Below are 12,170 nucleotides of genomic sequence, written 5' to 3' on the forward strand. Positions count from 1 at the left end.
CTCAGGAGGCGGGAACGACTGGCCGGCCCGCTGGGTCCGGGCTAGCTGTCCGTGACCATGAGGGACGCCATCATGCCTTCGTCCTCGTGCTGGAGGAGATGGCAGTGGAGCATGTACATGTACGTGTCGTCGGCGAAGTCGGTGAACTTCATCGCGATCTTGATGGAGCCGCCGCCGACCACTTCGTAGGTGTCGAACCAGCCGAGGTCGACGCCGGTGGGCGTCTCGCCGTTGATCTCGATCAGCTGGTACGGCACGTCGTGCAGATGGAACGAATGCTCCAGCTGCGTCGCGTTCTTGATCGTCCACACCTCCTCGGCGTCCAGAGTGGTACTGATCATCGTCATCGCGGCCATGGTGAGGCCCGCCGCGCCGTCGATGGTCATGGTCGCGCCGGTGCCCTGGCCGAGGGTGATCGTCCGCTCGGTGAAGGCGCTCGTGTCGTACCGGGTGATGGTGTTGAGCGTGCTCGGCAGGTCGGCCGGCGTGTCGGTGGCGTCCGGTGTCACGGTCAGGAAGTCGTACGTGCCGCTTCCGCCGCGGATCCAGCCGGTGGTGACGACGGCCTGGAGCGTGACCGCGTCCTCGAGGTCGAGGACGAACTCGGCGCGGGCGCCGGCCACCAGCCGGATCGTGGTCACCTCGGTGGCCTCGGTGAGGTAGCCCTGGTCGGTGGCGATCTGGGTGAGTGTCCCGCCGTCGCCGCGCTGGACGGTCATGATGTCGGAGGGGGAGGCGTTCAGGACCCGGAAGCGGGTGCGCTTCTTGGTGGCGGTGAAGCCGAGGGTCGTCGAGTCCACGTTGGTGCCGTTGACCAGCACCGGGAAGACGACGCCGGAGGTGCGGTAGCCGGCGGCCTCGTACTTGATGTCGCCGGCGGCGTCGACCGCCAGACACTGCAGGATGATCGGGATGTCGTCGACGCCGTACTCGCTCGGCAGCGCGGCCGAGACGTCCGAGTCGTCCTCCACGATGATCATTCCGGCCAGGCCTTTGACGACCTGCTCGGCCGTGGTGCCCAGGGCGTGCGGGTGGTACCAGAGGGTCTTGGCCTCGTCCAGGACCTCGAAGGTGGGCGACCAGGTCACGCCGTCCGCGAACGCGTTCTGCGGGCCGCCGTCCATCTTTGGCGGGATGTGGGCGCCGTGGAAGTGGACCGTGGTGTCGGCGCCCAGGCTGTTGGTGATGTTCAGCAGGGCCGTGTTGCCCTTGGTCCACTTCATGGTCGGGCCGAGGTACGACCCGTTGTAACCGGCCGTGGTGCTGGTGACGCCGCTGAGCACCTCGCTCGTGCCGGTCTGCGCGGTCAGGGTGTAGGTGGTGGTGGTGCCGGAGGTGGTGCCCTCCAGCAGCTCGGGAATGGTGAGGGTGCCGCTGGCGTCGGCGGCCGAGGCCTTGCTGTTGTTGCCCCCCGTCAGCATGGAGAAGGTCACCCCGGCGGCGCCGACGGCGGCCAGCCCCGCCGCCCCGGCCATCCCGCCCAGGAACTTCCGTCGGTGCAGGCCCTTGCCGCCGGAGCCCCTCGACTCCTTCGAGTGCCCGCCCTTGTCGTTCCCGCCGACTCTGGCGTGGGCGCCCCTACCCTGCCGGTCCGCGCCTGAGCTGGGTTCTGTGGTGTGTGTCATGAGCGTGGAGCCTTGGCCTAAGGGCTATGTAAAGACTGAGGCGAACTTAGGTGCGAGCCCGGGAGTCTGTGGAGCGGCCTGTGTGGTCGGCGGCCGTCAACTCCCTTGAACGAAAGCCAAGTTGACCGACCGCAGGTCAAGGTTCGGGTGCGGGACACATCGGACGAACGGCTCTCACGAATTCTTCACCATGTGCGTTCATGTGATGTGCGTCACATTCGCCGTCCAGTCGGCGGCCGGACGGCGGGCGGACGCGGGCGGAGTATCAGGCGGAGCATCACGCGGAAGCGGTGAGCGCCTTCCGTACAAGCGGCAGATACCGGTCCCAGTCCCAGTGCTTCCCGGGGTCGGTGTGGTCCGTCCCCGGCACCTCCACGTGGCCGATGATGTGCTCCCGGTCGACGGGGATGTCGTAGCGCGCGCAGATCCGGGCGGTGAGCCGTGCCGAGGCCTCGTACATCTCGTCCGTGAAGTCCTCGGGCCGTTCCACGAATCCCTCGTGCTCGATGCCGACACTGCGTTCGTTGTAGGCGCGGTTGCCCGCGTGGTACGCCACGTCCAGCTCGCGGATCATCTGTGCGACATGGCCGTCCTTGCCGACGATGTAGTGGGCGGCCGCGCCGTGCTCCGGGTCCTGGAACACCTGCACCGCGCTGGCGAAGCTGCCCTGGGTGACATGGATGACCACCATGTCTATGCCGTAGTCGTCGGGGCGGTCCGCGCGCCGCCAGTTCGCGTCGGACGCGGCCACCCACTTCGCGCCCGCGTAGTCGACCTCGCCCTCCGTGCGCGGCTTCTCCACGCCGGGCACGCGCCACCACAGGCGCGCCAGCTCGTCACGGGCCAGCACCGCCGTGCCCGCCGCTGCCGCCGTCCCGCCGACGAGCAGGGCCCGCCGCCCGATGCGCCGGTCCGTGTCCGTGCCGGTGGCCTTGTCCTTGGCTGCTCGTCTCGCCCCCATGTGATCGTGAACGGATACTCGGCGGCCCCGGTTCCCGCGCCCCCTTACCCTGGAGGGGTTATGACTGACACCACGCAGCCCACCCGTCCGCTCCGCGTCCTCGCCGCCATGTCCGGCGGGGTCGACTCCGCCGTCGCCGCCGCCCGCGCGACCGAGGCGGGGCACGACGTGACCGGCGTCCATCTCGCGCTCTCCGCGAACCCGCAGTCGTTCCGCACGGGCGCGCGTGGCTGTTGCACCATCGAGGACTCCCGCGACGCCCGCCGCGCCGCCGACGTCATCGGCATCCCGTTCTATGTGTGGGACCTCGCCGACCGCTTCCGCGAGGACGTCGTCGATGACTTCGTCGCCGAGTACGAGGCCGGCCGCACCCCGAACCCCTGCCTGCGCTGCAACGAGAAGATCAAGTTCGCCGCCCTGCTCGACAAGGCGCTGGCCCTCGGCTTCGACGCGGTCTGCACGGGCCACTACGCCCAGGTGATCGTGCGCGCCGACGGCACGCGCGAACTGCACCGCGCCTCCGACATGGCGAAGGACCAGTCGTACGTCCTCGGCGTCCTGGACGACCGGCAGCTCGCCCACGCGATGTTCCCGCTCGGCGACACCGTCACCACGAAGGACGAGATCCGGGCGGAGGCCGAGCGCCGTGGCCTCGCCGTCGCCAAGAAGCCCGACTCGCACGACATCTGCTTCATCGCCGACGGCGACACCCAGGGCTTCCTCGCCAACCGCCTCGGCAAGGCGGAGGGCGACATCATCGACGAGTCGGGGGCCAGGCTCGGCACGCACGAGGGCGCGTACGGCTACACCATCGGCCAGCGCAAGGGCCTCAGGATCGGCACCCCGGCCCCCGACGGCAAGCCGCGCTACGTCCTCGACATCTCCCCGGTGGACAACACGGTGACGGTGGGCCCGGCGGCCGCACTGGACGTGACCGGACTGACGGCGATCAAGCCACGCTGGTGCGGGGCCGCACCCGTCGGCCCCGGCACCTACACCGCCCAGCTGCGCGCCCACGGCGGCGAGACCGAGGTCACCGCCGAACTGGTCGACGCCACCCTGGAGGTGACGTTCACCGAGCCGGTCCGCGGAGTCGCCCCCGGCCAGGCGATCGTGCTGTACGACGACACCCGCGTGGTGGGGTCGGCGACGATCGCGGCGACGGTACGGGCGACGGCCGGGGTCGCGTGAACCGACGGCCCAGGTGGCCCGACCCGTACCTCTACTGACCGAGGAACTCCGCCAGCAGAGGTGCCAGGGCCTGCGGGTCCACCATGTGGGTCTGCCCCTCCAGCACCCGGTACGTGCCCTCGGGTGCCGCCTCGGCGACCGCCTGGGCCGCCTCGCGCAGCCACTCCGGACTCGCGCCGCCCGCGGCGGAAAGCACCGGGACGGTGAGCGACGCCAGCAGGTCCCGGGGTACCAGGCCGTCGCCCATCACGGTGTTGTCGTGGGCGAGGCTCGGTGCGATGGCCTCCATGCCGGGCCACATGGGGGAGTGGCGGGCGCCCTGGATCATCTCCTCGGCCAGGCCGGTCAGCCTCAAGAACAGCTCCACCGCGTCCCCGCGCCGGTCGTGCGCGAGCGCGTCCTCCAGGCGCTCGGTGTACTCGGCGCGCTCCTTGGCGCCGCCCTCGTACACGGCGAACGGCACCTCGTACACGGCGACCCGGCGCACCGGCAGCCCGCTCGCCGCGGCGTGCAGCGCCAGCGCGCCGCCGGACGAGACGCCGTACAGCGCCGCCTCGCCGCCCAGCAGCTCGATCAGCGCGGCCAGGTCCTCGACCTCTCGGTCCACCGCGTAGGGGGCCTTGTCGCCGCTCTCGCCGCGGCCCCGGCGGTCGTACACGACGACGTCGAAACGGTCCGACAGGGCCGCGGCCAGCGGCCGCATCGTGCCGCCCGTCGACATCGCGCCGCTCACCAGGACGACCGCCGGGCCCTGTCCGGTGCGTTCGTACGCGACGGGAGTGCCGTCGCGCGAAAGGGTCTTCTTGTCCATGCCTCAGAAGACTGCCCCACAGCACCGGATTAATCGGTCACCACACCGCTATGCCGCTTCTTCCACTTCGTAGAAGCAGAGGTGGTCCTTGATGCCGGCCACGTCCGGCTTCGGGTCCGGGTAGGCCCACACCAGGTCCGTCGCGTCCGGCAGCGACCAGTAGGAGGCCGTGCCCTTGAAGGGGCAGTACGTGTGGGTGTCGGAGGGGGTCAGCAGGTCGAGCCGTACGTCCTCGGGCGGGAGGTAGTACCGCACCGGACAGCCTGTCTCCCGCAGGAGAAGGGGCCGTTCGCTCTCCGCCAGCACCTGGTCGCCATGGACGACCCGTACGCGCCGCGTGCCCTGCTCGATGGTGATCTTGTGTCCTGTCACATGTTCATCGGCCATACCGGAAAAGCGCTCACGGGCCCCTGGTTCTTCCCGCGTACGGTGACCGTATGCGAATCTGCGTCTTCCTCTCCGCCGCCGACCTCGACGACCGCTACACCCGCCCCGCGCGGGAGTTCGCCGAACTGCTCGGCAAGGGCGGCCACACCCTGGTCTGGGGCGGCTCCGACGTCGGGCTGATGAAGGTGGTCGCGGACGGGGTGCAGGAGGCGGGCGGCCGGCTGTGCGGGGTCTCCGTGGACTTCCTGGCGGCCAAGGCACGGCAGGGCGTCGAGGAGATGGTGATCGCGCGTGACCTCGCCGAGCGCAAGAAGCTGCTCCTGCAGAAGGCCGACGCGGTGGTCATCATGGTGGGCGGTACCGGCACGCTGGACGAGGCCACCGAGATCCTGGAGCTGAAGAAGCACGGGCACACCGACAAGCCGGTGGTCCTCCTCAACACCGCGGGCTTCTACGACGGTCTCAAGGAGCAGTTCCGCCGCATGGAGGACGAGGGGTTCCTGCCGAGGCCGCTGACCGACCTGGTGTTCTTCGCCCAGGAGCCGGTGGGTGCGCTGGCTTACCTGGAGGAGAGTCAGGGCATCGAGTGAGGTGGACGCGGCGCCCGGCCGGGGTGATGCGAGCATGGCGGACATGGCTACACATGTGATCACCGGGGCCGGCTCCGGCATCGGCGCGGCCGTGGCCCGCCGGCTGCACGCGCGCGGGGACGATCTCGTGCTGCACGCGCGCGACGCGGGCCGCGCGAAGGAACTGGCGGCGGAGTTTCCCGGAGCGAGGACGCTGGTCGGCGATCTCGCGGACCCCGACAAGCTGTCCTGGGCCTTCTCCCACCAGACGCTCCCGGACCGGGTGGACTCCCTCCTGCACATAGCGGGCGTGGTCGACCTCGGACCGGTCGGCGAGCTGACCCCCAAGTCCTGGCACCATCAGCTCAACGTCAACCTCGTCGCGCCCGCCGAGCTGACCCGCCACTTCCTGCCCCAACTCCGCACCGCCCAGGGCCACGTGGTGTTCGTGAACTCGGGCGCGGGGCTGCGGGCGAGCGCCGAGTGGTCCGCGTACGCCGCCTCCAAGCACGGCTTGAAGGCGCTCGCCGACTCGCTCCGCAACGAGGAGCACGACAACGGCGTCCGCGTCACCACGGTCTACCCCGGCCGCACCGCCGGCCCCATGCAGGTCAAGGTCCACCAGCAGGAGGGCAAGGAGTACGACCCCGCGCGGTGGATCGACCCCGAGTCGGTCGCGACGACGATCCTGCTCGCCCTCGACCTGCCGAGGGACGCGGAGATCAACGAACTGACGGTGCGGCCGGGCCGATGAGGGCGGCTTCGCGGGCGAGGGGGGCTTCGCGGGCGAGGGCACCCCGAGTCGTACGTAGGCTTCACCCGTGAACGCACACTTCAGCTTCGGCCCCGCCACCGGTATCGGCTCCATGCCCGGCGGTGACGCCCGCGAGGCCGCCAGGACCGTCACCGGGTCCTTCGAGGACTTCCCGTTCCTCGCCGAGCTGCCCGCCCGGGGGCCGGGCGCCGACATGATCGGCCGGACCGCAGGCCTGCTCGTCGAGCTCTACGCGCGCGTGGAGCCCAGCGGTTGGCGGATCGGCGACCACCCGGGACGGGACACCAAACGAGCACGGTCCTGGCTCGGCGAGGACCTGGACGCGCTGGAGGAGTTCACCCAGGGATACGAGGGCCCCCTGAAGGTCCAGGCGGTCGGGCCCTGGACCTTGGCCGCCGCCCTGGAGCTGAGGAACGGCGAGGTCGCCCTCTCCGACGCCGGCGCCTGCCGTGACCTCGGCGCCTCCCTCGCCGAAGGGCTGCGCCTGCATCTGGAGGAGGTCCGGCGCAGGATCCCCGGCGCCCAGGTCGTCCTCCAGCTCGACGAGCCGTCCCTCGTCGCCGTACTGCGCGGCCAGGTGAGGTCCGCCAGCGGCTACCGCACCCACCGTGCCGTGGACCGGCAGGTGGTCGAGGCCACGCTCCGGGATGTCGCCGGGGTTCACGGGAACGGGCCGGTCGTGGTCCACTCGTGCGCACCGGACGTCCCGTTCGCCCTGTTGCGCCGGGCGGGCGCGGCCGCGGTCTCCTTCGACTTCTCGCTTCTCACCGAGCGTGACGACGACGCGATCGGTGAGGCGGTGGAGGCGGGGACCCGGCTCTTCGCCGGTGTCGTGCCGGGCACGGACGGCCCATTGTCAGACCCTGCCGGTAGCGTCATGGGTGTCAGAACGCTGTGGCGCAGGCTGGGGCTGCATCCGGGGCTTCTCACGGAGGCGGTCACGGTGACTCCGGCGTGCGGTCTCGCGGGAGCTTCCCCCGCGTACGCACGCGAGGCTCTCGCCCACTGCGTCCGGGCGGCGAGATCCCTCGCGGACAACCCTGAGTAACGGGAGGACAACACGGTGGCCGGCGAAAAGCAAGCGGAGACGACGGTGCCCACGCAGGCACGGGAGAAGCACGCGCAGCTCGCTGAGCAGATCGAGGAGCACCGCTTCCGGTACTACGTGAAGGACGCTCCCGTCGTCAGTGACGCGGAGTTCGATCAGCTCCTGCGCACCCTGGAGGCGTTGGAGGAGGAGTATCCGGAGCTGCGGACCCCCGACTCGCCGACCCAGAAGGTCTCCGTCGAGTACGAGACGGACCTCGCCGAGGTCGAACACCGCGAACGCATGCTCTCCCTCGACAACGTCTTCGACGACGAGGGCCTCGCCGCCTGGGCCGACCGCGTCGCCAAGGACGTCGGCACATCCGGCTACCACCTGCTGTGCGAGCTCAAGGTCGACGGCCTCGCGGTGAACCTGACGTACGAGGACGGCAGGCTCACCCGGGCCGCGACCCGGGGCACCGGCCGGATCGGCGAGGACATCACGCCCAACGTCATGACGATCGCGGAGATCCCGCACCGGCTGCACGGCGACCGCGTCCCGCGGCTCGTCGAGATCCGCGGTGAGGTCTACTTCCCGATGGATGCCTTCCAGGACCTCAACGCCCGCCGGGTGGCGGCCGGCGAGAAGCCGTACGCCAACCCCCGCAACTCCGCCTCGGGTTCCCTGCGCCAGAAGGACCCCAAGGTCACCGCGACCCTGCCGTTGCACATGGTGGTCCACGGCATCGGCGCCCTGGAGGGCTTCGACGGCATGACCCGGCTCTCCCAGGCCTACGACCTGCTGAAGACCTGGGGCCTGCCGACCTCCCCGCACAACAGGGTGGTCGACGACCTCGACGGCGTACGGGAGTTCATCGCGTACTACGGCGAGAACCGTCACTCCGTGGCGCACGAGATCGACGGCGTGGTCGTCAAGCTCGACGAGATCCCGCTCCAGGGGCGCCTCGGCTCCACCTCGCGCGCCCCGCGCTGGGCGATCGCGTACAAGTACGCGCCCGAGGAGGTCAACACCAAGCTCGTCAACATCCGTGTGGGCGTGGGCCGTACGGGCCGGGTCACGCCGTACGCCCAGGTCGAGCCGGTCACGGTGGCGGGTTCGGAGGTCGAGTTCGCCACCCTGCACAACCAGGACGTCGTCAAGGCCAAGGGCGTGCTGATCGGCGACACCGTGGTGCTGCGCAAGGCCGGTGACGTCATCCCGGAGATCCTCGGCCCGGTGGTCGACCTGCGCGACGGCGACGAGCGCGAGTTCGTGATGCCGGGCGAGTGCCCCGAGTGCGGTACGGCGCTCAGGCCGATGAAGGAGGGCGACATCGACCTGCGCTGCCCGAACGCCCGCAGCTGCCCCGCCCAATTGCGCGAACGCCTGTTCTACCTCGCCGGACGCAAGTCGCTGGACATCGAGCATTTCGGCTATGTCGCCGCCGCTGCCCTCACCCAGCCGCTGGAACCCGCCGAACCGCCGCTCACCGACGAGGGCGACCTGTTCGACCTCACCATCGACCGGCTGCTGCCGATCAAGGCGTACGTCCTCGACCAGGACAGCGGGCTGCCCAAGCGTGACCCGAAGACCGGCGAGGAGAAGGTCGCCACGGTCTTCGCGAACCAGGAGGGCAGCCCGAGGAAGAACGCGCTGGCGATGCTGGAGAACATCGCGGCCGCCAAGGAGCGTCCGCTCGCCCGCGTGCTCACCGGCCTGTCGATCCGTCACGTGGGCCCGGTCGCCGCCGAGGCGCTGGCCCGCGAGTTCCGCTCCGTCGAGCGGATCGACCAGGCCACCGAGGAGGAACTGAGGAACACCGACGGCGTCGGCCCGATCGTCGCCGCCGCCGTCAAGGAGTGGTTCGCCGAGGACTGGCACCGCGAGATCATCCGAAAGTGGCAGGCCGCGGGCGTCCGGATGGAGGCGGAGGGCTCCGGCGAGGACGAGGGACCGCGTCCGCTCGAAGGACTCACCGTCGTCGTGACCGGCACGCTCGAACACTTCACGCGGGACGGCGCCAAGGAGGCGTTGCAGACCCGTGGCGCGAAAGTGACCGGTTCTGTTTCGAAGAAGACGTCGTTCGTCGTTGTGGGTGACAATCCAGGATCGAAGTACGACAAGGCGATGCAGCTGAAGGTTCCGGTTCTGAACGAGGACGGGTTCGCAGTCCTGCTGGAACAGGGCCCCGAGGCGGCAGCCGAAGTGGCCCTTCCGGCAGAGGAGTAGCGAGGAACAGCGGTTGAAGGCCACCCGATCGGCGCATACCAGATGCATACGGGTGGCTGGGGCGCATTCAGGCAACCGTCGACGACCGCTGCCCGTGGAAGCCTTCCGCGGCCTACTGTTGAGATGTGCGCCTGCCGTGCCCAGCTGCGGTGGGGGCATCCCTTTGCTCTTGAAGCGCCTTCAGGAGCAGCGGGAAGGGTTGACCAACGCGGCGCCGTCGAGGGTTGTTGTCGGGCACCGGGCCGCGTGGCGTGGGCACCGCCGGCTGTGAGAGGGACGGGAATGGAACCCAGCGAGAGCGCCGCCCCGGACTCACGGCTGCGCATGCGCCGGATGGTCGGCGCATGGCGGGAGAGCCGGTGGGCCGGGCTGACCGGAGACCGTCCGGGCGCCGAGGGGCATGCCGCCGGACAGTACCCGGCCGGACCCTACACGGCGGCCGAAGGACTCAGCGCCTCCCCGCGCACCGCCAACGGCCCCCCCGGACTGCCCGGCGAGGAACCGGACCGTCATCTGTCCTGGCCCGCGCTGCCCGCCGCGATCGTCGCGGCGGCCGGATTCGTGCTGGGCGCCGGCTTCTACCGGGCCTTCACCGGCGGCCACGCGCTCTTCCCGTCCGGCACGGTCGGCTGGGCCCTGGCCGTACTGACCGGCGTCATAGTCGGCCATCTGGTCGCACTCGGCCGCGCCCGCTGGTGGGGCGGTACCGGCTCCGGCGCCGCCCTCACCCTCGCCGTCCTGCTGCTGTACGGCTGGGTGTCGGCCGGCATGGTCAGCCTGACCGTCGTCCTGCTGGTCGGTGTGGCCCGCCGGCACCGGTGGCGCCAGGGCGTGCTGCACGGGGCGGTGGACATCCTCGGCATCGCCACCGGTGCCCTGCTGCTCGGCGCGTTCGGCCGGGTGCCGTCCGTCGAGCGGCCCTGGAACTCCGACACCTGGACGTTCTACACCGCCCCCCAGGTGGTGCTGGTCGCGATCGCCTATCTCGCGGTCACCCGCATCCTGAGCTGGTATCTCCACGCCCCGCGCTCCGGCGGCCTGCCCACCGTCGCGCGCACCGCCCTGGTCAGACAGGGCCTGGTCGCCGTCGCGCTGCTCGGCATCGCGCCCCTGATCTGCGTGGTCGCCGCCGCCGAGCCCATCCTGCTGCCGCTGTTCGCCATCCCCCTCATCGCCCTCGACTCCACCCTCTGGATAGCCAGGGCCCGGGCCGAGGAGCAGCTGCGCGATCCGCTGACCGGGCTTCCCAACCGCCAGTGGCTGCTGGAACGCATCTGGACGGCCCTGGACGACGCCGAACGCATCGGCGCCCGCTCCGCCCTGATGCTCATCGACCTGGACCGCTTCCGGTCGGTCAACGACACATTGGGCCACCTCGCCGGTGACCGGCTGCTGCTGCAGATAGCCGACCGGCTCCGGCTGGCGCTGCCCCGAGGAGCGGAGGCGGCGCGGCTCGGCGGTGACGAGTTCGCCGTCTTACTGCCGGTCGCCGACTCCACCACCTCCGCGACCCGGGTCGCCCGCGGCCTCGTGGCCGCCCTCAGCTCCCCGCTCGACCTCGACGGCCTCACCCTCGTGCTGGAGGCCAGCGCCGGAGTCGCCGTCTTCCCCGACCACGCCCTCGACGCCGAGGGACTGCTGCGCCGCGCGGACGTGGCGATGTACCAGGCGAAGCGGGACCGTACGGGCGTCGAGGTCTACGAGTCCAAGCGGGACTCCAACACCCCGGACCGGCTCGGACTGCTCGGTGATCTGCGCCGGGCCCTGGACGCGCACGAGGTCCAACTGCACTACCAGCCCAAGGTCCGCTTCGACGGACAGGTGGCCGGGCTCGAGGCCCTGGTCCGCTGGGTGCACCCCGAGCGGGGCAAGGTCCCGCCGGACGAGTTCATCGCCATCGCCGAGTCGTCCGGACTGATGCCCCATCTCACGGAGTACGTCCTGGACACGGCCCTCGCCCAGGTCGCGCGGTGGCGCTCGCAGGGGCTGTTCGTCCCGGTCGCGGTCAATGTCTCCCCGCGCGATGTCCACACCCCCGGGTTCGCGGGATCGGTGGCCGCCCGGCTGGCCCGTCACGGAGTCCCCGCGGGAGCGCTCCAACTGGAGATAACCGAGCACGTCCTGCTGGAGGACCCGCAGCGCGCCGCCGACACCCTCGCCGGGCTGACCGCGCACGGCGTGAAGATGTCCCTGGACGACTTCGGCACCGGCTACTCCTCGCTGGTGCATCTGCGCCGGCTTCCCGTCAGCGAGCTGAAGATCGACCGGTCCTTCGTGGCCCGCCTCGCCATCGACAACGAGGACGCGGAGATCGTGCGCTGCACGGTCGACCTCGCGCATTCCCTGGGGCTCCTCGTGGTCGCCGAGGGCGTCGAGGACGACGAGACCTGGGAGCGTCTGCGTGACCTGGGCTGTGATGCCGTACAGGGCTGGCTGGTCGCGGCCGCGATGCCGCCGGAGGAGATGACGGCGTGGCTGCTGGCGAGGGGTTCGCGGGGCTGGCAGCGGCCGCGCGCGGCGCTGCCGGCCGCCGAGTAACCGCGGGTACGGCGTCAGGACGAGCGGTGCTCGCGGAGTGCGGTCGGGGAGCGGCAG

At 70.7% G+C, this 12,170-nt stretch carries 10 protein-coding genes; 6 read left to right on the forward strand and 4 right to left on the reverse strand.

Annotation, left to right across the window (positions count from 1 at the left end):
* Window positions 1-41: 41 nt before the first annotated feature.
* Both AB0H86_RS38260 and AB0H86_RS38265 read right to left on the reverse strand, forming a co-directional pair.
* Window positions 42-1,625, reverse strand: a complete 1,584-nt coding sequence (locus AB0H86_RS38260; RefSeq protein ID WP_362449682.1) for a multicopper oxidase domain-containing protein — start codon at window positions 1,623-1,625, stop codon at window positions 42-44.
* Window positions 1,626-1,902: 277 nt separating this feature from the next.
* Window positions 1,903-2,586 carry a peptidoglycan recognition family protein gene (locus tag AB0H86_RS38265; RefSeq protein ID WP_362449684.1) on the reverse strand — a complete coding sequence of 228 codons (684 nt, stop codon included), beginning with the start codon at window positions 2,584-2,586 and terminating at the stop codon, window positions 1,903-1,905.
* Between the two features lie 60 nt (window positions 2,587-2,646).
* On the opposite strand from AB0H86_RS38265, the gene mnmA reads away from it, so the two are divergent.
* Window positions 2,647-3,777, forward strand: coding sequence for a tRNA 2-thiouridine(34) synthase MnmA (gene mnmA, locus AB0H86_RS38270; RefSeq protein ID WP_362449686.1), 1,131 nt, complete (start codon window positions 2,647-2,649; stop codon window positions 3,775-3,777).
* A gap of 31 nt (window positions 3,778-3,808) precedes the next feature.
* Here mnmA and AB0H86_RS38275 read toward each other — a convergent pair whose 3' ends face one another.
* The gene (locus AB0H86_RS38275; protein ID WP_362449688.1) at window positions 3,809-4,588 is read right to left on the reverse strand and encodes an alpha/beta hydrolase; all 780 of its coding nucleotides are present in this window, start codon (window positions 4,586-4,588) and stop codon (window positions 3,809-3,811) included.
* Between the two features lie 48 nt (window positions 4,589-4,636).
* Window positions 4,637-4,975: a DUF427 domain-containing protein gene (locus AB0H86_RS38280; protein WP_362449690.1), complete on the reverse strand. Its 339-nt coding sequence runs from the start codon at window positions 4,973-4,975 to the stop codon at window positions 4,637-4,639.
* 50 nt (window positions 4,976-5,025) lie between these two features.
* Here AB0H86_RS38280 and AB0H86_RS38285 point away from each other — a divergent pair, with 50 nt between their 5' ends.
* The 5 genes from AB0H86_RS38285 to AB0H86_RS38305 all read left to right on the forward strand — a co-directional run bounded on the left by AB0H86_RS38285 (window position 5,026) and on the right by AB0H86_RS38305 (window position 12,113).
* Window positions 5,026-5,565: a TIGR00730 family Rossman fold protein gene (locus tag AB0H86_RS38285; protein ID WP_362449692.1), complete on the forward strand. Its 540-nt coding sequence runs from the start codon at window positions 5,026-5,028 to the stop codon at window positions 5,563-5,565.
* A 34-nt stretch (window positions 5,566-5,599) separates the two neighbouring features.
* Window positions 5,600-6,298 carry an SDR family oxidoreductase gene (locus AB0H86_RS38290; RefSeq protein ID WP_362449694.1) on the forward strand — a complete coding sequence of 233 codons (699 nt, stop codon included), beginning with the start codon at window positions 5,600-5,602 and terminating at the stop codon, window positions 6,296-6,298.
* 67 nt (window positions 6,299-6,365) lie between these two features.
* A complete protein-coding gene (locus AB0H86_RS38295; RefSeq protein ID WP_362449696.1) occupies window positions 6,366-7,367 on the forward strand; it encodes a methionine synthase in 1,002 nt (333 codons plus the stop codon).
* Window positions 7,368-7,382: 15 nt separating this feature from the next.
* Window positions 7,383-9,575, forward strand: a complete 2,193-nt coding sequence (ligA, locus tag AB0H86_RS38300; RefSeq protein ID WP_362449698.1) for an NAD-dependent DNA ligase LigA — start codon at window positions 7,383-7,385, stop codon at window positions 9,573-9,575.
* A gap of 282 nt (window positions 9,576-9,857) precedes the next feature.
* Window positions 9,858-12,113 (forward strand): bifunctional diguanylate cyclase/phosphodiesterase, encoded by a 2,256-nt coding sequence (locus tag AB0H86_RS38305; RefSeq protein WP_362449700.1) that lies wholly within the window; start codon window positions 9,858-9,860, stop codon window positions 12,111-12,113.
* Window positions 12,114-12,170 lie beyond the last annotated feature (57 nt).

The organism is Streptomyces sp. NPDC050997 (genome assembly GCF_040660135.1).
Classification (GTDB): domain Bacteria; phylum Actinomycetota; class Actinomycetes; order Streptomycetales; family Streptomycetaceae; genus Streptomyces.